This window comes from Amycolatopsis sp. TNS106 (assembly GCF_019330265.1).
GTDB lineage: Bacteria > Actinomycetota > Actinomycetes > Mycobacteriales > Pseudonocardiaceae > Amycolatopsis > Amycolatopsis lurida.
On record NZ_CP024972.1, the window covers coordinates 4531799 to 4556910 of the forward strand.

Here is a 25112-nt window from a genome sequence, read left to right on the forward strand (position 1 = left end):
TCGCGGTATGAAACCACGGCTGCTCTGGTGGCTGGGCACAGCGTTGCTCCTGCTCGCCGTCCACACCGACTGGAACGTTCCGCTCGCGGCCTGGGTGTTCCCGGTCTTCCTACTCCGCTACGCCCGCCTGGTCCCCCTTCGGCGCGCGATCCTGATGGTGGGCCTGTCCCTCCTGGCCGGACAGCTGTTCTGGCTCGGGGTCACCGGCCTGCTGTTCGTGCTCTCCGCGCTGCTCGCGTTCACTTCGCTCGCGGTGCTTCAGACGACGGCGTTCCTTGCCGATCGGCTGCTCACCGGACGCGCCGGGCCGTTGAGGACGCTGGTGTTCCCCGTGACGCTCGTCGCGGGCGAATACCTGTTCACGGTGATCACCGGTTTCGGTGACTTCGGCGCGCTCGGCAGCACCCAGGCCACGAACCTGCCGCTGCTCCAGACGGCGTCCGTGACCGGCGTCTACGGCCTCACCTTCGTCCTCGCGTGGTTCGCGTCGGTGGCCAACACCGTCTGGGCGGAAGGATGGCAGCCGGTCAAGCGCACGGTCCTCGTCCACGTTTGCCTGCTCGGCGTGGTGTTCGCCGCCGGTGGCGCGCGGTTGCTGTTCGACGCTCCCACGACGGAGACCGTGCGGATCGCGGGGATCAGCCCGTCGTCCGAGGCCGACCGGTCGAGTTCCGGCGCACTGGAGCGCATCGGGGTGAAGTATTGGCGGGCACAGGAAGTCGGCGCGGCCGATCCGGTCGCGGTCGGCGCGGCGTTCGCGCCGGTCACCGACGATCTCGTGACGCGGACCAGGCAGCAGGCGTCGGCGGGCGCGAAGATCGTGCTCTGGCCGGAAACCCATGCTCGCGTCCTGGAACGTGATCAGGCTGCGCTGCTGAAGCGGGTCGGCGACGAAGCGAGACAGGCCGGTATCCACGTGGGGGTCGCGTACGCGCTCTACACGTCGCAGGCTCCCTATATCCGCAACGTGGTCGTGCTCGTCGGACCGTCCGGCGAGGTGCTGTGGACCTACGACAAGACACATCCGACGCCGATGGAACCGATGACCCCCGGCCCGGGGAACGTCCCCACCGCGGATTCACCGTACGGGCGGCTCGCGGCGGTGATCTGTTACGACGCCGATTTCCCCGGCCTGATGCGCCAAGCCGCGGACAAGGGGACGGCACTGATGCTCGTCCCCGCCAACGACTGGCCGGGTTTCGGCTCCCTGCACGCCGAAAAGGCGGGCTTCCGCGCGGTGGAAAACGGTTACTCCCTCTCCCGGCACTCCACCCACGGGAATTCCACGGCCGTGGACGGCCAGGGCCGCGTGCTCGGGCACGCCGACTACTACCGCACGGATCAGCAGACGCTCGTCGCCGATCTGCCGGTACAGCCGAGAACACAGACCGTGTACAGCCGTGTCGGCGACGTGTTCGCCTGGCTGTGCCTCGCCGCGGCCGCGCTCTGTCCTTTATGGACATATCGAAGGAAACGTTAGCACCCCGTTACGGAAGAGGTGGTGTTCCTAACGTCATACCCGAAAAGAACAGTGTTCAACGGTTAAGCTCCCCCGCATGCCGAAACTGCTCGTGGTGGAAGACGACGACGCGATCGGCGGTGTCCTCGAATCGACCCTCCGCCTGCACGGCTACGAGGTTTCCTGGCAGCGCGACGGCCGCACCGCGCTCGCGGCCGCGGCGGACGGCGGCATCGACTTCGTCCTGCTCGACCTCGGCCTGCCGGATCTGGACGGGGTCGAGGTCTGCCGTCGGCTGCGGGCGGAGCTTCCCGGCGCCGTCCTGGTCATCCTGACCGCGCGGCAGGAGGAGATGGACGTCGTCGTCGGCCTGGAGGCCGGCGCCGACGACTACCTCACCAAACCCATCCGGCTCGGCGAACTGCTCGCCAGGGTCCGGGCGCATCTGCGGCGGGGGACGGCTCCGCCGGAGAGCAGGCCCGCGATCGCCATCGGCCATCTGCGGGTGGACACCGCCGGACGGCGGGTCAGCGTCGGCGGGCGGGAGATCTCGTTGCGGGCCAAGGAGTTCGACCTGCTCGCCCGGTTGGCCGAGCAGCCGGGCGTCGCGGTCAGCCGGGACACGCTGATGTCGGAGGTGTGGGACGCGCACTGGTACGGCTCGACGAAGACCCTCGACGTCCACATCGCCGCGCTGCGCCGGAAGCTGACCGAGTCGGCGCCTACCCCCGAGCAGGCGCCGAGGATCTCGACGCTGCGCGGCCACGGCTACCGCCTCGAGCAGCCTTTCGAAAGTCAGTAGTCGCGCAGGTCGGAGACCTCGTCCCGGGCGGCCAGCTGCGCGATCCGCGCCGACGCCGCCACGCACGACACGATCACCACCGCCGCCAGCAACCCGAAGTACCCGTGCGGCGAAGGCACTCGCTCCATGCCCGTGAGGGCGACGAACAGCACCCCGAGCACGTGCCCTGCGATCAGGCCCCCGGCCCCGACGACCAGCGCGTCACCCGCGATGAACGCCGCCACCTGGCGGCGTTTGCCGCCGAGCGTGCTCACGATCAGCAGGTCTCGCCTGCGTTCGTTGAGCGCCGCCCCGAACGAGGGCCCCGCCGCGGCGGCCGCGAGGATCAGCGACGCGATCAGATCCACCTTGGCCTCGCCGCAGCCGTCCTTGGTGAAGGCGGTCGAGATGGCGTAGGCCACCGCCAGCGCGACCAGCACCACGGACCGCGCCAGAAGCGCGCTCCGCCACGAAATGGACAGCGCGAGCACACCCGCCAGTCCTGAGACGAGCGGGCGGAGCAGGCCGCCGATCACCCGCTTTCCCTTCCGCAGCCCCAGCTCCACCAATCGCCACAGCAGCATCGTGCCGCCGGCCCAGCCGAACAACGGCCAGACGAAGGCGAGCGCGAGCAGGATGACGTCGAGGCCGTACGGCGACCACCAGGGCGGACCTTCGTCGCTCGGGACGAAATACCACTCGCGCAGTACCGGAGGCAGGATGGCGAGTGCCGCGACGAGCGTCCCGGCGAGCAGCAAGAGAACGATTTCCCGGACCAGCGAGACCCCGGAGCCGGTCGAGAAGCCACAGGCCAGAGACAGGGCGACCCCGGCCACGCCGCCCGCCAGGCCCGCCGTACCGGCTTCGGCGGCGGCCAGGCCGAGTACCTGCCCGCCGGTGGCGCCGCGGGCCCGCAGCAGGTCCTGATCCGCCCGCAGCACCCGCGCCGAGGGGGTGCTCAGCAGCACCACGAGCACCATCGCGGGCACCCATCGCGGTGCCAGGCTCCCGGTCCAGTCGTGCACCGCGAGCAGTGTGGTCACGATCGCGACCCCGGCCGCGGGGACACCGAGCCTGGCGGGGCGCACGCGCGCGATCCCGCCGACCCACAACGCCATCGCCGCGATCACCGGTCCCGCACCAGCTTCCCGTCGACCATCGCCCAACGTTCGCCGAACAGCCCGTCCGGGGCCTCTTCTGCCGTGGCCACCAGCAGTCCGGCGCCCAGCTGGTCCGCGGCTCCCAGGAGCCTGCCGAGGAGCCGTTGCCCCTCACGCTGGTCGAGCCAGCCCGCCGGGTCGTCGGCGAGGATCAGTTTCGGCGCGGGCGCGAGCGCCCTGGCCAGGACGGCGAGCCGGATCTGCTCACCGGTCAGGTCGCGGGGCGCCTTCTTGGCGAAACCGGCCAGGCCCACCAGCTCCAGCGCGCCGTCGACGGCGTCGCGGACCGCCGTGCCGGTCCGGCCGGCGAGCACCAGCGGCAGGGCGACGTTGAGCCGGACGTCGAGATCGCGCAGCAGCCCGCCGTCCTGCAGCATCAACCCGATCAGGTCGGGGCCCGGCGGCGACGGCTCGAAGGCGGGCCAGACGACGGTGCCCGCCGTCGGTTTCTTCATCCCGGCGAGCAGATGCAGCAGCGTCGTCTTCCCGGCACCGGCCCTGCCGGTCACCACCGCGCGGGTCTCCGCGCAGATCTCGCAGGTCACGCCGTGCACGGCGACCACGGCGGTCAGCCCGGAACCATAGGTGTGCGCCAGCTCGTCGGCGCGGACCAGTGGTGCCGTCACGCCACTCTCACGATCCGGTGCGCGGCCGCCGCGATCTCGGGGTCGCGGGTCGCCACGACCACGGCCGTCCCGCGGGCCGCGACGGCGCACAGCAGATCCATGAGTTCGAGTGCGGCGAGTCCGTCGAGTTCACCGGCGGGTTCGTCGGCGAGGACCGTCTCGGGGGCTCCGGCCAGTACGACGGCGACTCCGGCGCGCGCGCTTTCCAGCGCCGACAGCGTGTGCGGATAGTCGTCTCCGCGGCCGGCCAGCCCGACCAGTTCGAGCAGGTCGTCCGCGGCGCGGAGGGAGCGGCCGGCCAGCCGTCCCGCCAGCACGACGTTCCGCGCGACGGTGAGGTGATCGAAGAGGTTGCCGCGTCTGAGCAGCACGCCGACACCGGGAGCGCCGGCGGGGGCGTCGCCGCTTCCGGCGGGCAGCACGGCCACACACTCGCCCGGGACGGCGAACCGGACGAGGGGGACGGATCCGGGCCCCGGGCCTGCCATGACGGCGGCACGTCGGCGCATGGCCCCAAGGTAAGGCGAACGGGGTCAACATCGCCTTGATCTCAGGTCAACGGACGGCAAAATATCGCGTCGGGTGGGTGATCCTCGCGCTCGTCGGCCACACTCTGTCCGTGCGCCGCCGGATCGTCACTCTCACCGTGCTGGCCGCGGTGCTGGCGATCACGCTGTTCGGGGCGCCGCTGGCCGTCGCGGTCGCCAGGTTCCACGAGGGCAACTCGACCCACGACCTCGAACGGGTCGCCGACACCGTCGTGCTCGACGTGACCGGCGATCTCGCCAACGGCCGGGTCCCGGAACTCCGGCCGGTCAAACCGGACAAGGACCGCATCCGCGGGATCAGGGTCGCGGTCTACACCCCGACCGGCAGGCTCCTGGCAGGCAACGGCCCGGCCAGTGAAGACCGCTACGTCCGCGAAGCGCACTACACCGACATGGCGACCGGGACCCGCGACGACGAGGTCGTCCTGGCCGTCCCCGTGCTCAGCGGGCAGTCGCTGGTCGGCGTGGTCCGCGCCGCCCACCCCCGGTCCGAACTGGACGCCCAGATCCGGCTGACCTGGATCAAGATGATCGTGCTCGCCGGGGTCGCGATCGGGGCCAGCTGGCTGATCGGGCGCCGGATCGCGACCCGGCTGGCGCGGCCGCTGGAGGATCTGGCCGCCACCGCCGAACGCCTCGGCGAGGGTGACTTCACCGTGCGCGCCCGCCGGACGGGGGTCCGCGAGATCGATCAGGTCGCCGAAGCGCTCGACGTCACGTCCGAGCGGATCGGCGAGACGCTGGAACGCGAGCGGACCTTCTCCTCCGACGCCTCCCACCAGCTGCGGACGCCGCTGACCGGACTGCGCCTGCAACTCGAGGCGGCGCTGGAGAGCCCCGACCGCGACCCCTACGCGACGATCCGCGACGGCATCGCGTCGGCCGACCGCCTGGAACGCACCATCGACGATCTGCTGGCGCTGGCCAAGCAGACCAGGGCCCCGCGAGCGCTGCTCGACCTGGGCAAACTCTTCGAAGAGGTCCGGCAGACCTGGCACGGGCTGCTCGCCGGGCACGGCCGGGCGCTGCGGATCAGCGGACGCGAGGCCCTGCCGGCGCGGGCGGCGGACGCGGCGGTGCGGCAGGTGCTCGCCGTGCTGCTGGACAACGCGGCGACCCATGGCCGCGGCACGGTCTCCGTCCTCGCGCGCGACGCCGGGGACGCGCTCGCCATCGACGTGAGCGACGAGGGCGCCATCCCGGACGGCCGCGATCCGTTCGCGACCGCCGACCGGACCGAGGACCACGAAGGCAACGGGATCGGGTTGCGGCTGGCGCGAAGCCTTGCCGAGGCGGAGGGCGGGCGGCTGCGGCTGACCAGCCCGTCGCCGACGACGTTCACGCTGCTTCTGCCCGCCGAACGTCCCACCCCGCAAGAAGAAGGCCCGGGCCTGGCGAGCTAGGGGGGGTTACTCGCCAGGCCGGGCCGGTAGGAGGCAAACGCGCCCCGACAGCGCGCACGGCATGCCACCTGAATGAAGACGGTAAAGACCAGCGGGCCAACAGACGGTACACGCCGGATTAACTGACACTTTGCTTTTTCCTGTCACACCGATTCGGCCGCTGTCCGGCCCCGCTGAATCGATCGTGGGAAGATTGACCGCATGACCACCGAGCCGGCGCCGAGATGGCGGAGACTGGAACCGGACGAACGCAAGGAGCAGATCTTCGCCTGCGCGGCCCGCCTTTTCGCGGACCGCCCGTACTCGGAAGTGTCCACTTCGGACATCGCGGCGGAGGCGGGCGTCGCCAGGGGTCTGATCAACCACTACTTCGGCACGAAACGCGAGCTCTACCTGGAGATCATCCGGCGCGCGCTGACCGTGCCCCGGCTCGCCGTCGAGATCCTGCCGGACGGGCCGCTCGAACTGCGTGCCGACGTCGCCATCGACTGGTTCCTGGACATGGTCACCAGCCAGGAGAAGATGTGGCTGGCCGCGATCGCGCCGGAGGGCATCGGCCGCGACCTCGAAGTCGAACGGATCCTGGAGGAGGCCGATCGCGAATCGGCGGACCGGGTGCTCGAAGCGGTCGGGCTCTCCCGTGAGAGCGAACACGGGCAGGAGCTGAACGCGCTGGTCCGCGCGTTCGGCGGGATGGTCAAGGCGGCGGGCCGCGAATGGCTCGTACGCGGCTCGCTCGATCGCGCTCAGGTGCACACGTTGCTCAGCAAGTCTCTGGTCACGCTGGTCGGCGAGGTCTTTCCCGAGATCCAGCGGGCCGCCCCGCGCGCCTAGAGAAGCCCCCGGCACCTCGAGGGGGAGGTGGGTGCCAGGGGCTTCGGGACCGGTGACGAGCACCGGTATTCCTCCACACTACGCCGATTCCCTGTCACGGCTCTGTCAAACTTCCCAAAGCGTTCAACTGGGTGAGCCTGAGTTCCAGCCCGTCGAGGCAGCGCTGCACGGCGTAAGCGTAGAGACGCTCGTAGTAGCCGGCCGCGAGATCGGGGTCCGCGACCAGCGCCGAAACCGACTCGCCCAGCGCCGCCATCCCCGGCAAGTCCTCGCGCGTGCGGTACGCGGCGTAGCCCTCGCTGCGGTCGAGCTGGAGCGCCATCGCGCTCTCGCGGTCGTCCTCCATCGCGACGAACTGGCAGGCGGTGGCGAGCAGCAGGTTGTAGGCGAACGGCGACTCGGTACCGAAACCCGCCGCGAGCAGGCGGCCGATGCCGGCGTTCATGGTCGGCACGGCGGCGGCGACCGACGGCCCGAACAGGGCCAGCCGCCGCGCCGAACCGGGATAACGGCGCAGCACTTTCCGCACGGTCGGCAGGAACTCGTCGAACCACTCCCGCCACGGCAGGGTTTCGTCGGGCAGGGTCAGCTCGCCGACGACCCGGTCCAGCACCGCGACGACGACGGTGTCCCGGTCGCCCACGTGGTGGTAGACGACCGCGGGGTAGGCGTCGACGGCCGCCGCGAGCTGCCGCAGCGTCCAGTTCTCCAGGCCCGACTCCGCCGACAGCTCCAGCGCGGCGTCGACGATCCGGTCCCTGGTGACGGCCGGCCGTCCGGAAGCCGCGCGGGACCTGGGGCGGGGACCCGCGTCTTCGGGGAAAGTCGGCATGCGGGCTACCGTATCCGCCTTCGGCTGGTCGGACGGCGGGGGCGTCCGGCAGGATCGTGCCATGCCCCGCGCGCGTGTGAACGGCCTCGAACTCGAGTACGACACCTTCGGCTCCCCCGCGGATCCGCCGCTGGTACTGGTGATGGGCCTCGGCGCCCAGATGGTGACGTGGGAGATCGGCTTCTGCGAGCTGCTCGCCGGCGGCGGGTTCCACGTCGTCCGGTTCGACAACCGCGACGTCGGCCTTTCGTCCTATCTGGACGATCTCCCCGCGCCGGATCTGGCCGCGCTCGCCGCGGGCGACAAGACCTCCGCGCCGTACCTGCTGTCCGATCTCGCCGCCGACGTCACCGGGCTGTTCGACGCGCTCGGGTTCGGCCGCGCGCACGTCGTCGGCGCGTCGATGGGCGGGATGATCGTGCAGCAGCTCGCGATCGACTCGCCGGAGCGGCTGCTCAGCCTCACGTCGATCATGTCGACCACCGGGGATCCCTCGGTGGGGCATCCCGAGCCCGCCGCGCTCGCCGCGCTGACGCGGCCACCGGCCGCCACCCGGGAGCAGGCGATCGAAGACGGGGTCGCCTGGTTCAAGCTCGTCGGTTCGCCCGGTCACCCGTCCGACGAGGAATTCCTGCGGATGAAGGCCACCCGGAACCACGACCGCGCGAATCACCCCGCGGGAGCGTTGCGGCAGGCCGCCGCCATCGTCGCTTCGGGTGACCGCACGGCGAAACTGCGCGAGGTCCGGGTCCCGACGCTCGTCATCCACGGCGAAAGCGATCCGTTGATCAACGTCAGCGGCGGGAAGGCGACCGCGGAAGCGATCCCGGACGCCGAACTGCTGCTGTTCCCCGGGATGGGGCACGAACTGCCGCGGCAGCTGTGGCCCGCGATCGCCGACGCGATCGCCGCGCACGCGCGGAAGGCCTGAAGGGTCAGAATCCCGTCAAAAATCCCGGCGGAGGCGTAGGGAAGCCGTTCACGCCCGCGACACGTCCGGTGACGCGGTGTTCCCTGGACGGATGAGGAGAACCGAGTGTTTCGGCTTCCCGTTCGGCTGTGCCGCCGTCGTCGCCGCGGCGTCGGCGGCCGGGCTCCTCGGTTCGGCGCGACATCACGTCTTTTCCTTGCTGGCCTTGGGTTTGGTCGTGCTCCTCACCGGCGTGGTGACGAGCGCGACCGCGACAGCCGGGACAGCGGTGATCGCCTGGGGTGTCCATGCGGGATTCACCGTTGGAACACTGGGCGCGCTCCAGTTCACCGCCGAGACCGGCGTCGCCGCCGTCGTGTTCGCCGCCGCGACCGCGATCGGCTCACTCGCCGGAGCGGTACGGCGTTCCGTGGAAGCCGCCGCGTCCGAGTCGCCCCACCCCCTGGAAGGGGCGACTCGGACGCGGCTTTCCGGCCCTGCGCCTGCCCACACCCCTCCGGTGGGCGGGCACGAAGGGGATCATCGGCTACGGGAAGATTCCAGCTGGTCCGCCCGGACCCAGGTCGCGTGAAAACCGAGCGGGACACGCTGGGGCAACAGGACCCTGGCCACGGGTCCGGCAGCGAGATCGGCGGCGTCGAAGACGTCCAGCTCCGAGCGCCCCTCACGCTCGTCCTGGACGAAGGTCACCAGATAGCCGTCGTCGGAATCGGCGGCCGCGCCGTCGCGGGGTGCGAACGGCGCCTCACTGCCCCACCGGCCCGGACCGAACCGGTGTTCGGTCTTGGCGCCGGCACGATTGTCGTAGCGCACCAGGCCGTCGAACTTGAGCGTCGACTCCGGCGAGATGTGCACCGCGTAGGAGAAGCGATTCCGGCCGCCGACCACCCTCGAGTCGACGGACGGAAATTCGGTGTTGTCGTCGTCGAGCTGGTTCTCCAGGCACTGCCCGGTCCGCAGGTTGAACCGGTAGCGGTGCAGCGAAGCGTCCAGCCGCAGGTACGACAGCATCTTGGCGAGTGTGGAGCTGGCTTCGGCTCGCGGCTCCGGACGCTGGACACGGCAGACGTCGAGGACGATTTCCTCGCCCTGTTCCCAGGAATTGACGACGTGGTAGATGTAGCACGGGCTGGCCTCGAACCAGCGGATCTGGCTACCGACACCGTAGCGAGGAAGCACCCCGAACCGGCTCGGCAGTGAACGGTCGAACAGCAGCTTGTGCCGTCCGCTGCGCGCCGCCTCCATGTCCTGGACCAGCGGCAGGTCCATCAGGACGGCGTAGTTCTCGGTGATCGCCATGTCGTGCGGCAGGCGCGGGCCGGGGAGTTCGATGTCGGTCGTGCTCGCGACCTTGCCGTCCGCGCTGATCACGCCGTAACGCAGGTACGGCGGCCGCGGCCCGTAGTCGAACCAGAACATCTCGCCGGTGCGCTCGTCGACCTTCGGATGGGCCATCATGTCGCCGACCAGTGTGCCGAGGAAGTCCTCCGCGCCCAGCGTCTCCAGCGACAGCGGGTCGACCGCGTACGGCGTGCCGCACAGGTACCAGGTGGAGAGCACCTTGCCGCGATGGAAGATCAGGTCGGTGTTGGCGCTGTCCTTGACGTTCACGCCGTGTGCGTTGCCGAACGGGTTGCCTTCGGGCGACTCCATGACGCCCTTCCAGAGCGCCTTGCCCGCCGCGGATTCGGCCTCGAAGGCCTTGGTGCGGATCCAGCGGTTGCGGTATCGGGCCTTGCCGTTCTCCAGGTGGACGGCGTGGATCATGCCGTCGCCGTCGAACCAGTGGTAGCGCCCCTCCGGCACGAATCGCGGGTTCGGCCCGTTGCGCAGGTACACGCCGTTCAGGTCCGCGGGGATCTCGCCGACCACCTCGAGATCGCTCGCGTCGATCTCTTCCCCCGCCGGGGCGTAGACGCCCATCAGGTACGGGTTGACCTCGGATTCGCCGGTGGCGGCCGCCACCAGCACCGGGTGCTCGGAGGTACTGGCCATGCCGAGACACTACGATTGCTGTAGTCAGGTGTCAATAGGCTTCTACTGCTGTAGTCAGTAGTACGCTGACAACGCCCCCACCCGCGGAAGGAACCACGTGACAGAGGCGACGGCGCGGCGCGTCCGGCCGGCGGGCGATCCACTGCGCCACGCGCTCGAACTGCTCGGCGACCAGTGGACCTTGCTGATCCTGCAGAGCCTCTTCCTGCGCTTCCGCCGCTACGAGGAACTCCGGCTGCGGCTCGGCATCTCCCCCACCGCGCTGTCCGGGCGGCTGCGCGCGATGGTCGACGCGGGCATGCTCGTCCGCACGCCGTACCGCGACGCGCGCCGGACGCGCCACGAGTACCGGCTCACCGAACGCGGCCTCGAACTGTGGCCGCTGCTGATCTCGATCTGGGCCTGGGAACGGGAATGGGTCGAGGGACGGCGTGCCGTGCTGCCGACGCTGATCCACCTCGACTGCGAACTGGCCACCTCGGCGCCGCTCGGCTGCGCCTCCTGCGAACGGCGGGTCGACGTCCGCGACGTCCGCGCACGACGGCTCGACGACACCGGCGTCGTCGAGGCGACGGCTTCGAAACGCTTCCGTCGCAAGGACGCCGAATCCCTCGCGGGCGACCCGCTGATGTTCTTCCCGGACACCATGGAACTCCTCGGCGACCGATGGTCGACCGGGCTCGTGGTGAGCGCCCTGCTCGGGGCACGGCACTTCTCGGAGTTCGAACGCGAACTCGGCATCGGGCCGAGCGTGCTTTCGGGACGGCTGTCGAAGCTCGTGGAAGTCGGCGTGCTGCGGACCGGAGCCGCGAAGACCCGCACCGACGCGCACGACTACCGGCTGACGGCGAAGGGGCTCGCGTTCTTCCCCGCGCTGGCCTTCATCGCCGAGTGGTCACGGGGTTTCGAGGTCCCGGGACAGGAACTGGACATCACGCTCGACCACGTGGACTGCGGCAACCGGCTGAAGCCGATCCTGCTGTGCGACCACTGCCGGCGGCCGCTGCTGCGGAACCGGGTCCGGTTCGGCGGCCCGGTCCGGCTGCCCGCGCCGCCCAGGTGACGTAAATCGACTCGCCAAGCCGGTCGGTTCCTGACAGGGTGAGAACGTCACATGTCGTCACCTCGGAGGTAAGAATGACTGAACCCGCACCGTCCCCCGCGGATGGCGAAGAGGACGACACCAAGCGCAAGTTCCGCGAGGCCCTGGAGCGCAAGCAGGCCCAGGCCCGCTCGGGCTCGGCCCACGAGAACGGCGGCGGGAAGAACCTGCACGCGCACGGTCCGGCGGCGAACAAGCGCACCTTCCGTCGCAAGAGCGGCTGAGTCCGCGCGCTTCTGGCGCCTGCCGGACGGACATGACGCGAAAGCCACTTTCGGGACATCTGGTGTCCCGGAAGTGGCTTTCGCAACCTCGGCTTCGCAGGTCGGCGCCGCTCCGGGAGCTACGCAGCTCCGCACCCGGCGTGCTATGAACGGGCCGTTCCTTGCAAAATTTGCAAGGAACGGCCCGTTCATAGCGTTCGGGGGGTGGAAGCGGCTACACCGTCAGGATCGACCGCAGTCCGCCGACCTCGGTCATCCGGCGCTCGGCCAGCCGGTCGGCCGCCGTCGCCGGCGGCACGCCGTCGGCCTTGGCCAGCGCGAACACCTCCTTGGTGGTGTCGAAGATGGCCGTCGTCTTGCGCTTGGCGCGCGCGAAGTCGAAGCCGCGCCGCTCGTCGTCGACCTGGATCACGCCACCGGCGTTGACCAGGTAGTCCGGCGCGAAGAGGATGCCGCGGTCGTCGAGCTGCTTGCCGACGCCCGGGTGCGCGAGCTGGTTGTTGGCCGCGCCGCAGACGATCTTGGACCGGAGCTCGCCGACGGTCTCGTCGGTGAGCACCCCGCCCAGCGCGCACGGCGCGAAGACGTCGAGCTCGGTGCGGATCAGCGTGTCGAGGTCTTCGACGACCTCGACACCGGGGTACGCAGCCCGGGTGCGCTCGATCGCCGCGGGCGAGACGTCGGTGATGACCACCTGCGCGCCCGCCTCGATCAGATGCCCGACGAGGATGTGCCCGACCTTGCCGACCCCGGCGACGCCGACCTTGCGGCCCGCGAGGTCGGGGACGCCCCAGACGGCGTCCGCGGAGGCCCGCATGCCCTGGTAGGTACCGAAAGCGGTGAGCACCGAGGAGTCCCCGGCGCCGCCGTTCTCCGGCGAGCGGCCCGTGACGAACTCCGATTCGCGGGCGACGATGTCCATGTCCTGCACGTAGGTGCCCACGTCGCAGGCGGTGATGTAGCGGCCGCCCAGCGACTGGACGAACCGGCCGAAGGCGCGAAGCAGCGCTTCGGTCTTGTGCTTCTGGGGGTCGCCGATGATGACGGCCTTGCCGCCGCCGAGGTCGAGCCCGGCGAGCGCGTTCTTGTAGGCCATCCCCTTCGACAGCGCGAGGACGTCCGCGAGGGCCGCGTCTTCGGATTCGTAGGGGTAGAAACGGGTCCCGCCCAGCGACGGTCCGAGCGCCGTCGAGTAGATCCCGATGATGGCCTTCAGGCCGGTGGCCTGGTCCTGGCAGAAGACGACCTGTTCATGGCCGGTTCCCTGGCCGAACACTTCGGTCACTGTGGTGACTCCTTGTCCTGGAGTGCACGCTGCTTGTGGCTCACGTGCGAAGTTCCTGCAACAAGGCACAGTCCCCGACGAAGGTCGTCCGGCGGCGACGGTGCCACATCGCAAACCTAGATCGCCCCGGTCCGTTCGCCAAGCCGGGGCGGGCCGTCTCAGCCGTCGACGACCTCTTTGAGGACGCGGAGCGCGGAGTCGAGCTGCCGGTCGGACAGATAAGGCGCGGGCCCGAACCTCAGATACGCGCCGCGGCTGTCGGTCCGGACGCCGCGTTCGTCGAGGGCGGCCTGCAGCGCGCCGGCGTCGGCGCACTTCAGCGAAAGGAACCCGCCGATGCGGTCCAGCGGCGTCTCCCGGTCACGGGTGACGACGTCCTCGGGCAGCCCCAGCCGGTCGAAGCCCTCGGCGAGGTGGCCCACCTGGTGCCGCGACACCTCCCGCAGGAACTCGGGCGTGAGCCCGTGCTCGGCGAAGAACCTGAAGACGCGGGCGCCCCGGTAGTGGCTCGTCGGGTCGTAGGTCGCTCCGGCGAACCGGTCCGATCCGGAGGCGTAGGCGATCTGGTCGGGTCGGCGCTCGTCCGCGAGCGCGCCGAACTCGGCGTACCAGCCGGTGACGACCGGCCGCAGTTCCTGTGCGTGCGCCGGCATCCGCAGGAAGCAGTTGCCCTCGCCGAGCTGGAGGTACTTGTAGCCGCCGCCGAGGACCCAGGCGTTGGTGAGCCCGAGGTCGTGCAGCGAGAACGGGACGACGCCGAGCGCGTGGTAGGCGTCGACGACGAGGTTCACCGACTTCGAAAGGCAGACGTCGGCGAGATGCGCGAGACCCGGCACGAGGCGGGAGGTCTCGAACAGCACCGCCGAGACGAGCACGGCGGCGGTGTCTTCGGTGACCTCGGCCGCGACGCGTTCGGCCAGCGTGGCGACCGGCGCCGCGGGGACGCGGACCACCTCGACCCCTTCCTCGGCCAGCCTGCCCAGCTGACGGCGGAGCGTGTGGAACTCGCCGTCGGTGGTGACCAGCCGCGGACGGCGCGGCAGGTCCATCGCCGAGAGGAACCGGATCACCAGATCGTGCGTGCTGGCGCCGAGCGCGATGTCGCCGTGCGGGTCACCGAGCAGCGCCCGGAAGCCGGCCCGCAGCTCGTCCGCCTTGGCGAAGGCCCTGGCCCACTTGGTGTCGACCTCCTCGGCAGCATCGGCGAAGGCTTCGAGAAGGCCTTCGCGCGCGACGTCCGGCCAGGCCTGGTGCGAGTGCCCGGTGAACAGCATCCGGTCCGCCACACCGAATTCCGTGTAGTGCGCCGCGAGCGCGTTGGGGTCGCGTCGAAGTTCGTCGAGGTTCGTCAAAGCCTGCTCCGCACAGCCCAGAGATCCGGGAACATCGGGGAGAAAAGCGTCGTACGCAGATAGTGCGCTCCCGACGAACCCCCCGTCCCGGTCTTGTCTCCAATGGTCCGCTCGACCATCTTCACGTGCCGATACCGCCACTCCTGCATCCCTTCGTCCAGATCGACCAGGTGCTCCGCCACGACGGACGGCCCGGTGTCGTCGCGGTAGACCCGCAACAGAATTTCTTGGAGCGCCGGAGAGGGTTCGAGTGGCTTGGTGACATCGCGCCCGGTCGGGACGTCGTACCCCTTCACCGCGAGGTAGGTGACGAAGGAGTCGAAGAGCGACGGCCGTGACATCGCGTCCGCGATCTGGGCACGCTGGTCACCGCCTTCGGGGTAGTGCGCGAACACCCGCTCGTCCCGGCGGCCGAGGACGGCCTCCAGGACGCGGAACTGAGCCGACTGGAACCCGCTCGAAGCGTCGAGTCGCGCACGGAAACTGGTGAACTGGCTCGGAGTCATCGTCTCGAGCACATCGATCTGCGCGACCACCACCTTGAAGATAGTCAGGATTCGCCTCAGTGTGCGGACGGCGTGAGCGGTGTTACCCGCTTCGAGTTGCTCCTGCAGGTAAAGCGCCTCGTGGAGAACTTGTTTGAACCAAAGTTCATACACTTGGTGGATCACGATGAAGAGCAATTCATCGTGCTCGTCGGACCGCGGATGCTGGGCGTCCAGCAATTCGTCCAGCGAAAGGTAGGACGTGTAACTCAATGCGGCCTGAGTGTCGTTCATTTTTCTGTCACTCCATCGATATCGCGCCGACCGTGATCGCGCCACCAGGGCGCGACCCCGAAAAGATCAAGAGCCTCTTCCGGTCACCTTTCATTTTTCCGTCACCTCGTCGAAATGGCGTTGCGCCGCCGGGGCCAGCGCGTGGTAGAGCTCGTGGAACAGGTCGACCGCGGCCGCCCGGCTCGGCGGAGCGGGCACCAGGCCGACCGGGAGCTCCGGATCGAGGGACGGGAAGGCGCGGAACGTATGCGTCAGCCAGGTTCGGACCCGGAACGCCTCGGCGTCAGGCAGGTCGCCTGAACATTCGCCGAAATCCCGGACGAACGCGTCGTAACGCGCGGCGAGACCGTCGAGGTTCCACGCCCTCGCGGCGAAGCGCCGGACGTCGAGCCCGGCCGACGGTTTCCCGAGCATCAGCCCTGCGTGTTCGGAGACGTCCAGTTCGGCCAGCAGGGCGAGCACCTCGGCCTCACGGTCGTGCGGGGCGATCCAGGTGCCGTCCTGGACGGGCCCGAAACCGAGGAACCGCAGGCGGCGCACCAGCCGCTCCCTGGCCTGCCGCCGGCTCTCCGGGATGCTCTGCCACAGCACGGTCCACTCCCCGACCTCGCGTTCGCGCCTGCCGAGCGAGAAGATCCGGCGGTCACCGTCCTCCAGGAGCGCGATCGTGCGACGGGTCAGCGAGTAGTGGACGAGCCTGCCCGCCTTGTGTCGCGCGAGCAGGTCGCGACGGGCGAGCCTGGCCAGCGCGATCCGCGCGGCGCCGTCGGAGAAGCCGAGCCCGGCGAGCACGCCAACCAGGCCGCCGGACCAGACACGACGGCTCTCGCGCGGCGACACGTAGGTGCCGAGCAGCGTCATCACCAGTTCCTGGGGACCTGGGTCGCCGTGGGGCGCGGCCGATTCGGGCATGCGAGCAACTCTATACACCTCAGGCCGCTGCGGTGTAGCTTGACTCGGGTGACGTACTTCGCGGAGTTGAGCTCACCACAGGTCGCCGCGCTCGCGTCCGACGAGCGCGTTCCCGTGCTGCTGCTGCCGGTGGGCGCCGTCGAGCCGCATGGACCGCACGCGCCGCTGGGCACCGATCCCCTGATCTCCCGCGGGATGTGCGAGCGCGCCGCCGCGCGGCTGGCCGGCGATCCCGGTATCCGGGTGGTGATCCTGCCCGAGGTGCCGTACGGGGTGACGCGGCTCGCCGCCGGGTTCGCGGGTGGCGTCTCGATCGGCGAGGAGACCCTGTACGCGCTGCTGACCGAGATCTGCGGCGCGCTCACCGAGCAGGGACTCACCCGGATCCTGCTGGTCAACAACCATTTCGAACCGGCGCATCTGGCGGTGCTGCGGCGCGTGGCCGAGACGCCGGGCGTCGGCTTCGTCGACCTGGTCCGCCGCCGGTACGCCGAACGGCTCACCGACGAGTTCCGTTCCGGCGAATGCCACGCCGGGCAGTACGAGACGTCGCTGGTGCTCGCCGACCGGCCGGACCTCGTCGACGCCGCCGTCCAGCGCGACCTTCCGCCGGTCCACGTCGACCTGGCGCGCACCACCATCACCGACTTCGGCTCGGCCGGGATGACCGAGGCCTACTGCGGATCCCCCGCCCAGGCGACCGCGGAGGAAGGCGAGAAGACCTTCTCGGTGCTCACCGACATCCTGGTCGAAGCGATCCGAGAACTCGTATGACCTTCAATCTGGCGACCCATTTCGTCGACCGCCTGCCCGGCGAACGGACGGCGTTGCTGTGCGGCGACGAGGAAGTCACCTACGCGGATTTGACGGCTCGGGTGAACCGGGCCGGGAACGTGCTGCGCGAGCTGGGTGTCCGAAGTGGACAGCGGGTCCTGCTGGCGCTGAACGACGGTGTCGAGTTCGTGGCCGTCTGGTATGCGGCGCAGAAGATCGGCGCGGTCACCGCCGAGGTCTATTCCTTCCTCCAGCCCAAGGACTACGCGTACTACCTGGACTACACCGAGGCCGTCGTCGTCATCGCCGACGGCTCGACGTTGCCCGCGCTGCGGGCGGCCGGGGCGCGAAATCTGCTGGTCGTCGGCGAGGTCGCGCTGGAGCCCGGCGAGCACTCGTTCGATTCGCTGGCCGCATCGGCGTCCGCCGAGCTGGAGGCCGCGCCGACCACGCTGGACGACGTCGCGATCTGGAAGTTCACCACCGGCAGCACCGGTGCGCCCAAGGCCTGCGTGCACCCGGCGCGCAGCGCGCTGGAGAGCTTCGACCGGTACGCGCTCGGCGTGCTGGGACTCCGCGAAGACGACCGCGTGCTGGCCGTGCCGAAACTGTTCTTCGGCTACGCGCGCGACCTGACCGCGTTGTTCCCGTTCGGCGTCGGCGCGTCCGGGATCGTGTTCCCTCAGCGCAGCACCGCCGACCTGCTGTTCTCCCTGATCGAGCGCTACCGGCCGACGATCCTGGTCAACGTGCCGACCATGATGAGCGCGATGATCGCCCATCCGGAAGCGTCCTCTGTGGACATGAGCTCGCTCCGGCTGGCGACGTCGGCGGGCGAGGCGTTGCCGTCGGAGCTGCATCGCAAATGGGACAACCTGTTCGGTGTCCCGGTGATCGACGGGATCGGCTCGTCGGAGGCGTATCACATCTATCTGTCCAACGTTCCCGGCGCGCAGCGGGTCGGCAGCCTCGGCCGCGAGGTACCCGGCTACACCGCTCGCGTTCTCGACGAACGCGGCGATCCCTTGCCGGATGGGGAGATCGGCACCTTGGAGGTGACCGGCCCGACCATCGCGCGCGAGTACCACGGCGATGCGGAGAAGACCGCGCGGACGTTCCACGGCGACACCCTGCGCACGGGCGACCTGTTCAGCCGCGACGCCGATGGCTACTTCCACCACCACGGCCGCGCCGATGATCTGCTGAAGGTGTCCGGTGTGTTCGTCGCGCCGAGCGAGATCGAAGACTGTCTCATCGGTCATCCCGCGGTCGTCGACTGCGCGGTGCTGGGGGTGACGGTCGACGGACTCGTCGTCCCGCGGGCGTGTGTCGTCCTGGCGGAGGGTGCTTCCGCCACGGCCGAGGAGCTGCGAGACCACGCGCGGACACATCTGGCGAAACACAAATACCCGCGCGAGGTGGTGTTCGTGACCGAACTCCCCCGCACGGCCAACGGAAAACTCGATCGGCGCGCGTTGCGCCGGGTGGAGGCGGAGTGAGCAGGATCGTCGTCGTCACCGGCGGGACCCGCGGGATCGGCGCGGCCATCGCCGCCCGGTTCCGGGCCGCCGGCGACAAGGTGCACGCGCCCGGCCGGGCCGAGTGCGACGTCACCGACGAAGACGCCGTCGCGCGGTACTTCGACCGCCTCGGCCCGGTGGACGTGCTGGTGAACAACGCCGGGATCTCGGCGAGCGCGCCGCTGGCGAAGACGTCGCTGGAGCAGTGGCGCACGCAGTTCGAGGTCAACGCGACCGGTGCTTTCCTGTGCACGCGGGCGGTGCTGCCCGGGATGCGGTCGCGCGACACCGGCCGGATCGTCACCGTCGCCTCGACGGCGTCGCATATCGGCTACCGCTACACGGCCGGGTACACCGCGTCGAAGCACGCCGCCGTCGGCCTGATGCGGGCCACCGCCGCGGAACTGGCGGGCACCGGTGTCACCGCGAACGCCGTCTGCCCGGCCTTCGTGCGCACGGACATGACGGCCGCCTCCGTGGCCCGCATCCAGGAACGGACCGGCCGCGACGAAGCCGACGCCGAAGCCGCACTCGCCGCCGCGTCGCCGCTCGGCCGCCTGCTCGAACCCGACGAGGTCGCCCACGCGGTGGCCTTCTTCGCGGCGCCCGAAGCGGCCGCGATCAACGGACAGACACTCGTCCTCGATGGAGGTGGGATCCAGTCATGAGCCCGTTCCGCGCCACGCCGCCGATCACGACGGACTGGGAGCACTTCGAGTTCACCGTGGACGACGGCGTCGCCACGGTCACCTTGGACCGCCCCGAAAAACTGAACGCGCTCACCTTCGACGTCTACGCGGACCTGCGCGACCTGCTGGCCGAGTTGCCGCACCGCGGCGACGTCCGAGTGCTGGTCGTCACCGGCCGGGGGCGCGGCTTCTGCTCCGGCGGCGACGTCGAAGAGATCATCGGCGAGTTGCAGAAAATGGAGTCCGCCGAACTGCTGGAGTTCACGCGGATGACCGGCGCGGTGGTGAAGGCGCTGCGGGAGTGCCCCATCCCGGTGATCGCCGCGGTGAACGGCATCGCGGCGGGCGCGGGTTCGGTGATCGCACTGGCGAGCGACTTCCGCCTGCTGGCGTCTTCGGCGAAGTTCGCCTTCCTGTTCACGAAGGTCGGCTTGGCCGGCGCGGACATGGGCTCGGCGTACCTGTTGCCGCGGCTCGTGGGCCTGGGCCGGGCGACCGAGTTGCTGATGCTGGGCGACAAGATCGACGCGACGCGCGCGGAGGCGATCGGCCTGGCTTCGAAGGTGGTTCCCGACGCCGAGCTCGCTGCCGAGGCCTCCGCTTTGGCGCGGCGCTTGGCCGATGGCCCGGCTCTGGCCTATGGGACGACGAAGGTGCTGCTGACGCGGGAGCTGGACATGGATCTGGGTAGCTCCATCGAACTGGAAGCGATCACGCAGGCTTTGCTGATGACGGCGAAGGATCACGGGGAGTTCTATGCGGCCTGGACGGCAGGGCGTTCGCCCCAGTGGACCGGGCGATGAACTCTTTGCGCTGAAAGCCCCCGCAATTAGTCACCTACTTGCGCAGGACCGGCCGCGCCCAGTAGGCGTTCGGCCAGCACCCGGCACCGCTCCCCCAGCTCCGCAGGCTCGATCACTTCGAACGCGTGCCCCAGCACCACCACGTGCATCAGCAGGAAGTCGAGATCCCCGGCCCCGCTCACCACCTCGCACCGAGAACGGCCCCGTTCCCGCACGACGGCCGCCGACGCCGGGATCTGCGAACGCACGACGGGGGCAGGCGCGTGGACCAGGAATCGCGCCTGATGCCGGTAGACCCGGCTGGCGATGTTCTCCTGCACGTAGGCGGCCGCGTCGGGTGCCGGGCGCGGGCGGAAACGCCATGACCTCGCGGAAACCTCGGTCATCCGGTCGACGCGGAAGGTGCGCCAGTCGTCGCGGTCGAGGTCGTAGGCGAGCAGATACCAGCGTCGCCCGGAAGCCACCAGCCGATACGGCTCGACTCGCCGCACCGCGGGTCCCGAGGAGGACGGATACGCGAAGCCCGCCTCGACCTCGTCGCGGCAAGCGCGGGCCAGGGTCATGAGTACGTCGGGGTCGATCGGCGCGCGGCTGCCGTCGAAGGCGACCACCGAACCGGACAGCGCGCTCACCTCGTGGCGCAGCCTGGTCGGCAGCACCCGGTCGAGTTTCGTCAGCGCCCGGAGCGTGGCCTCACCGCTGCCCGCGCCGGCGAGCAGCGACACCGCGGTGGCGATCGCCTCCTCGTCGTCCAGGAGCAGTGGCGGCATGTCGTGGCCAGGCCCGAGCTGGTAGCCGCCGCCGACGCCGTTGCTCGCCTGCACCGGATATCCGAGCGCGCGCAGGCGCTCGACGTCACGCCGGATCGTGCGCGGGGTGACGCCGAGCCGTTCGCCGAGTTCCGGGCCGGTCCACACGGCGCGCTGCTGCAACAGGCCGAGCAGGGTGAGCACCCGCTCGGTCGTCCCGCGCTCGTCCTCCATGTCACCCATGTCGGACACTGTGCCAGAGATAGCGGACCGATTCTGTCCGCTAGGCATGTCAGAGTGGTCCCATGAACCGCAAGAGCCGCGAATTCCAGGTCAGCTTCGACGCCCTCGACCCGAAAGCCCTCTCGACCTTCTGGCGCGACGCCCTGGGCTACGTCCACCCCGGCCCTCCCGGGGTGGAGGTGCCCGAGGGCACGGACCCGCTGGACGCGTGGGCCGAGTTCCTCGAACGGGTCGGGGTTCCCGAGGATCAGCGCAACACCAGGTCGGCCCTCGAAGACCCGGACGGCGAAGGGCCACGGATCTTCTTCCAGCAGGTGCCGGAGGACAAGATCGCGAAGAACCGCGTCCACCTCGACCTCCGCGCCGCTCCCGGGCTGCAGGGAGACGAGCGCATGGCGGCGCTCGAAGCCGAATGCGACCGGCTCGTCGCCCTGGGCGCGACGCGAGTGAAGCGCTTCGAGCCCGAGGAACCGTTGAGCCTCGGCTTCATCGTGATGAACGACCCGGAGGGCAACGAATTCTGCCTAGACTGAGGTGACGGCGATCGCGTTGTCCTCCAGCGAGCCGAAGTAGAGGGTCCCGGCCCGCTCGCGGACGCCGACGAGCACATGGAACCCGTCGATCTCCCCGCGTAGTTCGTGGACCTGTTTCCCTTCCGGAGTCACGCCGCGCACCCCGCATTCCCGCGCGGGTGCGGGCTGCAGGGCCGTCGGCAACGCCCGGACTCCGGCCCGCAAGGGCGCGGGGAGCTTCTGCACCAGGGAAAGCGCGGGCACCTTCGGGCTCGCCACGGTGATCCAGATCAGCCCGTCGCTGCCGGTCGAGATGTTGTCGGGATATCCCCACAGGTCGTCGACGAGGTAGTCCCGCGTGCCCGCCTTGTCGCCGGTGAGCCACACGCGCGCGACCCGGTAGGCGCCGGTCTCGGCCACGGCCACATAGGACTCGTCGGGCGGCAGCGCGACCCCGTTGGCGAACTGGAAACCGTCGGCGAGTTGCTCGATCTTCCCGTCCGGCGTGCGCCGCAGGAGCCGTCCGCCGCCGGTCTGCTCGATCAGGTCGTCGCGCCATTTCTCGATGCCGAAGCGGCGCGAGGAGTCGGTGAAGTAGACCGTGCCGTCGGACGCGACGGCGGCGTTGTTGCAGAACACGAAGTCGAGCCCCACCGCCGACGTCGCCAGGGTGGTCACGGGGCCGCCCGCGAGCGGCATGGTGAGCAGACCGGCCTTGGCGTCGCAGATCAGGAGGTCTTCGCCGTAGAACTCCAGCCCCAGCGGACGCCCGCCGGTGTCGCCGAGGACGTCGATCCGCCTGCCGTCCGGCGTGACGCGCAGGATCCGCCCGTCGTCGACGCCGGTGTAGATCCGCCCCTGGTCGTCGACCACGACGTCCTCGGGACCGTGCCCGTTGACCGGGATGACCGTGACCTCGCCGAACGCCATCGCGTGTCTCCTAGTGTCGCGCACCGGAATGCGGTGCATGAGTCGGTGGATCCAGGTTTCCGCTGGCGGTGTTGCCGGTTCGTCGTCGTACCGGGTTGTACTCGGGCGGACCGGCAACGCCGCCAGCGGGAAGCTGGGCCGCCGAATCATGTGCCGCATTCCGGTGCGTGACACTAGCGGTAGGTGAGCAGTTGTGCGGCTTCCGCCTCGAAATGCGGATGTTCGTTGAACGACAACAAGGTCACTCCGCCGCGGCCGGACACCAGTTTGGTGATGCCCGCGTTCACGGTGACCCGGTTCAGTTTCAGCAGCCCCGCTTCCGGCGTGCCCATGAGCGCGCCGCAGACCGTCGCGATCACGCCTCCGGAGCTGAAGACCACGGCGTGTTCGCCCTTGCCCAGCGACGCCACGACATCGGCCAGCGCGCCCTTGACCCGGTCCAGGAACCGGGGCCAGGTTTCGGCACACGGACTGGAGGTTCCCGCCGAGACCCAGGCGTTCAGCGCACCGTCCAAAGCGGCCTGATACGCCCGCGAATCGGTCTGCTGGACACCGGCGGCGTGGTACTTCGCGATGTCGACGTGGTCGTACTCGTTCCAGCGCTCGTCCTCGACGACGGCGATCCCGGAGCCGAGCACCTTCAACGCCGTCGCCGCCGTATCCCGTTGGCGGGCAAGGGAACCTGCCCGCGCCTGGGTGAACTCGACGCCTCGCCGCGACAGTTCCTCACCGACCACAGTGGACTGTTCGAAGCCGCGCGGCGAGAGCTGGTCGTAGTTCTCCGCACCGAACGACGCCTGCCCGTGCCGGACCAGGTAGATCGCACCCATCTACGCGTGTCCTCCTCCGATGACGCGACGGCAACGCCCGTCGAGGTAGCCGACGAACTGCCAGAGGTCCTTCAGCGCCGGGTTGGTCGTCTGTCCTTCGTGGAACCGGTAGTAGATCTGCTGGATCACCACCGCGAGCCGGAACAGGCCGTACACCTCGTAGAACGTCCAGTCGCCGATTTCGAGGCCGGATCGCTCCGCGTACCGCCGCACGAACTCCTCGCGCGTGTACATCCCCGGCACGTGCGTCGGCTGGCGGCGGCTGAGCTTCATGACGTCGTCATCGTCGTCCTGCACCCAGTACGCCAGCGTGCTGCCCAGTTCCATCAGCGGATCGCCGAGGGTGGCCATCTCCCAGTCGAGCACGCCGACGATGTCGAGGCCGTCGTCGAGCACCAGGTTGTCGAGCCGGTAGTCGTTGTGGATCAGGCAGATCTTGGCCTCGGACGGCTGATTGTCCTTCAGCCACGCCATCACCTCGGCGCAGTCCGGGACGTTCTCCGTGCGCGCCTTGAGAAATCGCTCCGACCAGCCGCGCACCTGGCGCTCGACATAACCGGCACCCTTGCCGAGATCGGCCAGTCCGGCGGCCTCGACGTCGACGGCGTGCAGTTCGACCAGCCTGTCGACGACCTTGCCGCACAGCTCCCGCGCGCCCTCCGGCGGCAGGTCGAGGCCGGCGGGCAGATCTCCGCGCAGGATCAGGCCTTCGAGCCGTTCCATCACGTAGAAGTCGCCGCCGAGCACGGTTTCGTCGTCGCAGAAGGCGAGAACCTCGGGCACGTACGGGAAGACGGGCCGCAACCCCTGCTGGACCCGGAACTCGCGGCGCATGTCGTGCGCGGACGCGGCCTTGTGCCCGAGCGGCGGGCGCCGCAGGATCAGCTCGCGATCCGGATAGGTCAGCAGGTAGGTGAGATTCGAGGCGCCACCGGGGAACTGGCGGACTTCGGGTGGCGCGTCCCCGAGCCCGGGCACCCGTCCGGCCAGCCAGGTGTGCACCACGGCCGGGTCGAACGAGTCCTCTCCGCGTACCTCGACGGTCTTGTCCGCGGCCAGGGTCATGCGAACTTCTTCAGCACCGACGCCGGGACGAACGGGAACACCTTGGCGAGCACCGCCCACGGCCACGAGGGCACGTACGCCTTCGCGGCTTCGGACTCGATCGCCTTCACCAGTGCCTGCGCTCCCGCCTCGGCCCTCGTGCCGAGCGGGACCTTCGTGATGTCCTCGTTCATCTCCGATTCGATGAACCCGGGGAGCAGCGTCGTGACCTTGATCGGCGTCTTCATCAGCTCGATCCGCGTGCCCTCGGCCAGCGCCGAAACACCCGCCTTCGAAGCGGCGTACGCGGTGAGATTGCCAGGGAAGGCGCGAAGCGCGGAGAAAGAGGAAACGACCACGAGGTGGCCTTCCCGCTGTTTCCGGAAGATGCCCGTGGCGGCTTCGATCTGGGCGGCCGCGGCGAGGAAGTTGGTCTGGAGGGTCTGGCGGTTGGCGTCGAACCGGCCGGAACCGATGGGCTGCCCCTTGCCGAGCCCCGCGTTCACGATCACGCGGTCGAGGGAGCCGAGTTCCTCGCGGAACTCCTCGAAAACGGCGAAGACCTGGTCGTGGTCGTTCACGTCCAGCTTCCGGGTGACCACGGTGATGCCGGGATACGCCTTCTTGAGTTCCGCCGCGAGGGCTTCCAGGCGGTCGACACGGCGGGCGGCCAGCGCCAGGTTGCGGCCTCTGGCGGCGTACTGCCTGGCCATTCCCTCGCCGAGTCCGGAGCTCGCCCCGGTGATCAGGATGTTCTTCCGCAGGACCATGGCAGGGAGCTTACCCGTTGGTAAC

Annotated in this window: 27 protein-coding genes; 13 read left to right on the forward strand and 14 right to left on the reverse strand. The window is 69.8% G+C overall.

Annotated features, from left to right (window positions below):
* Positions 1-7: 7 nt before the first annotated feature.
* A complete protein-coding gene (locus CVV72_RS20370) occupies positions 8-1480 on the forward strand; it encodes a nitrilase-related carbon-nitrogen hydrolase (RefSeq protein ID WP_219145325.1) in 1473 nt (490 codons plus the stop codon).
* Between the two features lie 76 nt (positions 1481-1556).
* Positions 1557-2261, forward strand: coding sequence for a response regulator transcription factor (locus CVV72_RS20375; RefSeq protein WP_034312768.1), 705 nt, complete (start codon positions 1557-1559; stop codon positions 2259-2261).
* Here CVV72_RS20375 and CVV72_RS20380 read toward each other — a convergent pair.
* The 3 genes from CVV72_RS20380 to CVV72_RS20390 are packed head-to-tail and all read right to left on the reverse strand — an operon-like array spanning position 2255 to position 4535.
* Positions 2255-3370, reverse strand: coding sequence for an FtsX-like permease family protein (locus CVV72_RS20380; protein ID WP_219145326.1), 1116 nt, complete (start codon positions 3368-3370; stop codon positions 2255-2257). The genes CVV72_RS20375 and CVV72_RS20380 overlap by 7 nt on opposite strands.
* Complete coding sequence (locus CVV72_RS20385; protein WP_219145327.1) at positions 3367-4026, reverse strand: ATP-binding cassette domain-containing protein; 660 nt, start codon at positions 4024-4026, stop codon at positions 3367-3369. The genes CVV72_RS20380 and CVV72_RS20385 overlap by 4 nt, the downstream gene beginning before the upstream one ends.
* Positions 4023-4535, reverse strand: a complete 513-nt coding sequence (locus tag CVV72_RS20390; protein WP_255632191.1) for a lipoprotein ABC transporter ATP-binding protein — start codon at positions 4533-4535, stop codon at positions 4023-4025. Before CVV72_RS20390 ends, CVV72_RS20385 begins: the two co-directional genes overlap by 4 nt.
* Before the next feature lie 77 nt (positions 4536-4612).
* Between CVV72_RS20390 and CVV72_RS20395 the strand changes: the two genes are divergently transcribed.
* Positions 4613-5977, forward strand: a complete 1365-nt coding sequence (locus CVV72_RS20395; RefSeq protein WP_219145328.1) for a HAMP domain-containing sensor histidine kinase — start codon at positions 4613-4615, stop codon at positions 5975-5977.
* A gap of 201 nt (positions 5978-6178) precedes the next feature.
* On the forward strand, positions 6179-6811 hold the full coding sequence (locus CVV72_RS20400; protein ID WP_219145329.1) for a TetR/AcrR family transcriptional regulator: 633 nt from the start codon (positions 6179-6181) through the stop codon (positions 6809-6811).
* A gap of 94 nt (positions 6812-6905) precedes the next feature.
* Here the strand turns inward: CVV72_RS20400 and CVV72_RS20405 are convergent, their stop codons facing one another.
* On the reverse strand, positions 6906-7643 hold the full coding sequence (locus CVV72_RS20405) for a TetR/AcrR family transcriptional regulator (RefSeq protein ID WP_219145330.1): 738 nt from the start codon (positions 7641-7643) through the stop codon (positions 6906-6908).
* Positions 7644-7704: 61 nt separating this feature from the next.
* On the opposite strand from CVV72_RS20405, the gene CVV72_RS20410 reads away from it, so the two are divergent.
* Together CVV72_RS20410 and CVV72_RS20415 are read left to right on the forward strand one after the other, a co-directional pair.
* Entirely contained in the window at positions 7705-8574 is an 870-nt protein-coding gene (locus CVV72_RS20410; protein ID WP_219145331.1) for an alpha/beta fold hydrolase, read from the forward strand.
* Positions 8575-8665: 91 nt separating this feature from the next.
* Positions 8666-9145, forward strand: a complete 480-nt coding sequence (locus tag CVV72_RS20415; RefSeq protein WP_219145332.1) for a hypothetical protein — start codon at positions 8666-8668, stop codon at positions 9143-9145.
* Here CVV72_RS20415 and CVV72_RS20420 read toward each other — a convergent pair.
* Positions 9094-10569, reverse strand: a complete 1476-nt coding sequence (locus tag CVV72_RS20420; RefSeq protein ID WP_219145333.1) for a carotenoid oxygenase family protein — start codon at positions 10567-10569, stop codon at positions 9094-9096. The genes CVV72_RS20415 and CVV72_RS20420 overlap by 52 nt on opposite strands.
* Positions 10570-10666: 97 nt before the next feature.
* Between CVV72_RS20420 and CVV72_RS20425 the strand changes: the two genes are divergently transcribed.
* Entirely contained in the window at positions 10667-11632 is a 966-nt protein-coding gene (locus CVV72_RS20425; protein ID WP_219145334.1) for a helix-turn-helix domain-containing protein, read from the forward strand.
* Positions 11633-11706: 74 nt separating this feature from the next.
* Complete coding sequence (locus CVV72_RS20430; protein WP_005162443.1) at positions 11707-11895, forward strand: DUF5302 domain-containing protein; 189 nt, start codon at positions 11707-11709, stop codon at positions 11893-11895.
* A 214-nt stretch (positions 11896-12109) separates the two neighbouring features.
* On the opposite strand, the gene CVV72_RS20435 is transcribed toward CVV72_RS20430, so the two are convergent.
* The 4 genes from CVV72_RS20435 to CVV72_RS20450 all read right to left on the reverse strand — a co-directional run bounded on the left by CVV72_RS20435 (position 12110) and on the right by CVV72_RS20450 (position 16223).
* Positions 12110-13180 carry a Glu/Leu/Phe/Val dehydrogenase gene (locus CVV72_RS20435; RefSeq protein WP_219145335.1) on the reverse strand — a complete coding sequence of 357 codons (1071 nt, stop codon included), beginning with the start codon at positions 13178-13180 and terminating at the stop codon, positions 12110-12112.
* A 158-nt stretch (positions 13181-13338) separates the two neighbouring features.
* Complete coding sequence (locus tag CVV72_RS20440) at positions 13339-14532, reverse strand: kynureninase (RefSeq protein WP_219145336.1); 1194 nt, start codon at positions 14530-14532, stop codon at positions 13339-13341.
* The gene (locus CVV72_RS20445; RefSeq protein WP_034312798.1) at positions 14529-15311 is read right to left on the reverse strand and encodes a tryptophan 2,3-dioxygenase; all 783 of its coding nucleotides are present in this window, start codon (positions 15309-15311) and stop codon (positions 14529-14531) included. Before CVV72_RS20445 ends, CVV72_RS20440 begins: the two co-directional genes overlap by 4 nt.
* A 90-nt stretch (positions 15312-15401) precedes the next feature.
* On the reverse strand, positions 15402-16223 hold the full coding sequence (locus CVV72_RS20450) for a PaaX family transcriptional regulator C-terminal domain-containing protein (RefSeq protein WP_219145337.1): 822 nt from the start codon (positions 16221-16223) through the stop codon (positions 15402-15404).
* Between the two features lie 48 nt (positions 16224-16271).
* Here CVV72_RS20450 and CVV72_RS20455 point away from each other — a divergent pair, with 48 nt between their 5' ends.
* From CVV72_RS20455 to CVV72_RS20470, 4 genes are read left to right on the forward strand one after another with little or no spacing between them, the layout of a single operon-like run.
* Positions 16272-16997: a creatininase family protein gene (locus CVV72_RS20455; RefSeq protein ID WP_219145338.1), complete on the forward strand. Its 726-nt coding sequence runs from the start codon at positions 16272-16274 to the stop codon at positions 16995-16997.
* Complete coding sequence (locus CVV72_RS20460; protein ID WP_219145339.1) at positions 16994-18496, forward strand: benzoate-CoA ligase family protein; 1503 nt, start codon at positions 16994-16996, stop codon at positions 18494-18496. The genes CVV72_RS20455 and CVV72_RS20460 overlap by 4 nt, the downstream gene beginning before the upstream one ends.
* On the forward strand, positions 18493-19185 hold the full coding sequence (locus tag CVV72_RS20465; RefSeq protein WP_219145340.1) for an SDR family NAD(P)-dependent oxidoreductase: 693 nt from the start codon (positions 18493-18495) through the stop codon (positions 19183-19185). Before CVV72_RS20460 ends, CVV72_RS20465 begins: the two co-directional genes overlap by 4 nt.
* Positions 19182-20009, forward strand: a complete 828-nt coding sequence (locus CVV72_RS20470) for an enoyl-CoA hydratase family protein (protein WP_125681269.1) — start codon at positions 19182-19184, stop codon at positions 20007-20009. The genes CVV72_RS20465 and CVV72_RS20470 overlap by 4 nt, the downstream gene beginning before the upstream one ends.
* Before the next feature lie 26 nt (positions 20010-20035).
* On the opposite strand, the gene CVV72_RS20475 is transcribed toward CVV72_RS20470, so the two are convergent.
* Positions 20036-20992 (reverse strand): YafY family protein, encoded by a 957-nt coding sequence (locus CVV72_RS20475; protein WP_219154036.1) that lies wholly within the window; start codon positions 20990-20992, stop codon positions 20036-20038.
* 71 nt (positions 20993-21063) lie between these two features.
* Here CVV72_RS20475 and CVV72_RS20480 point away from each other — a divergent pair, with 71 nt between their 5' ends.
* Positions 21064-21534, forward strand: coding sequence for a VOC family protein (locus CVV72_RS20480; protein ID WP_219145341.1), 471 nt, complete (start codon positions 21064-21066; stop codon positions 21532-21534).
* On the opposite strand, the gene CVV72_RS20485 is transcribed toward CVV72_RS20480, so the two are convergent.
* The 4 genes from CVV72_RS20485 to CVV72_RS20500 form a co-directional block, all read right to left on the reverse strand.
* Positions 21526-22443, reverse strand: a complete 918-nt coding sequence (locus CVV72_RS20485) for an SMP-30/gluconolactonase/LRE family protein (protein WP_219145342.1) — start codon at positions 22441-22443, stop codon at positions 21526-21528. The two genes, CVV72_RS20480 and CVV72_RS20485, sit on opposite strands and share 9 nt — an antisense overlap.
* 173 nt (positions 22444-22616) lie before the next feature.
* Complete coding sequence (locus tag CVV72_RS20490; protein WP_219145343.1) at positions 22617-23273, reverse strand: histidine phosphatase family protein; 657 nt, start codon at positions 23271-23273, stop codon at positions 22617-22619.
* A complete protein-coding gene (locus tag CVV72_RS20495; protein ID WP_219145344.1) occupies positions 23274-24338 on the reverse strand; it encodes a phosphotransferase family protein in 1065 nt (354 codons plus the stop codon). It lies immediately after the preceding gene.
* Entirely contained in the window at positions 24335-25087 is a 753-nt protein-coding gene (locus CVV72_RS20500; RefSeq protein WP_219145345.1) for an SDR family oxidoreductase, read from the reverse strand. The genes CVV72_RS20495 and CVV72_RS20500 overlap by 4 nt, the downstream gene beginning before the upstream one ends.
* Positions 25088-25112 lie beyond the last annotated feature (25 nt).

Coding starts and splice junctions, on each gene's coding strand:
- CVV72_RS20370 (WP_219145325.1), top strand. CDS start 8: ATGAAACCACGGCTGCTCTGGTGGCTGGGCACAGCGTTGCTCCTGCTC.
- CVV72_RS20375 (WP_034312768.1), top strand. CDS start 1,557: ATGCCGAAACTGCTCGTGGTGGAAGACGACGACGCGATCGGCGGTGTC.
- CVV72_RS20390 (WP_255632191.1), bottom strand. CDS start 4,535: ATGCGCCGACGTGCCGCCGTCATGGCAGGCCCGGGGCCCGGATCCGTC.
- CVV72_RS20400 (WP_219145329.1), top strand. CDS start 6,179: ATGACCACCGAGCCGGCGCCGAGATGGCGGAGACTGGAACCGGACGAA.
- CVV72_RS20405 (WP_219145330.1), bottom strand. CDS start 7,643: ATGCCGACTTTCCCCGAAGACGCGGGTCCCCGCCCCAGGTCCCGCGCG.
- CVV72_RS20410 (WP_219145331.1), top strand. CDS start 7,705: ATGCCCCGCGCGCGTGTGAACGGCCTCGAACTCGAGTACGACACCTTC.
- CVV72_RS20415 (WP_219145332.1), top strand. CDS start 8,666: ATGAGGAGAACCGAGTGTTTCGGCTTCCCGTTCGGCTGTGCCGCCGTC.
- CVV72_RS20420 (WP_219145333.1), bottom strand. CDS start 10,569: ATGGCCAGTACCTCCGAGCACCCGGTGCTGGTGGCGGCCGCCACCGGC.
- CVV72_RS20430 (WP_005162443.1), top strand. CDS start 11,707: ATGACTGAACCCGCACCGTCCCCCGCGGATGGCGAAGAGGACGACACC.
- CVV72_RS20445 (WP_034312798.1), bottom strand. CDS start 15,311: ATGAACGACACTCAGGCCGCATTGAGTTACACGTCCTACCTTTCGCTG.
- CVV72_RS20450 (WP_219145337.1), bottom strand. CDS start 16,223: ATGCCCGAATCGGCCGCGCCCCACGGCGACCCAGGTCCCCAGGAACTG.
- CVV72_RS20460 (WP_219145339.1), top strand. CDS start 16,994: ATGACCTTCAATCTGGCGACCCATTTCGTCGACCGCCTGCCCGGCGAA.
- CVV72_RS20470 (WP_125681269.1), top strand. CDS start 19,182: ATGAGCCCGTTCCGCGCCACGCCGCCGATCACGACGGACTGGGAGCAC.
- CVV72_RS20475 (WP_219154036.1), bottom strand. CDS start 20,992: ATGGAGGACGAGCGCGGGACGACCGAGCGGGTGCTCACCCTGCTCGGC.
- CVV72_RS20480 (WP_219145341.1), top strand. CDS start 21,064: ATGAACCGCAAGAGCCGCGAATTCCAGGTCAGCTTCGACGCCCTCGAC.
- CVV72_RS20485 (WP_219145342.1), bottom strand. CDS start 22,443: ATGGCGTTCGGCGAGGTCACGGTCATCCCGGTCAACGGGCACGGTCCC.
- CVV72_RS20490 (WP_219145343.1), bottom strand. CDS start 23,273: ATGGGTGCGATCTACCTGGTCCGGCACGGGCAGGCGTCGTTCGGTGCG.
- CVV72_RS20495 (WP_219145344.1), bottom strand. CDS start 24,338: ATGACCCTGGCCGCGGACAAGACCGTCGAGGTACGCGGAGAGGACTCG.
- CVV72_RS20500 (WP_219145345.1), bottom strand. CDS start 25,087: ATGGTCCTGCGGAAGAACATCCTGATCACCGGGGCGAGCTCCGGACTC.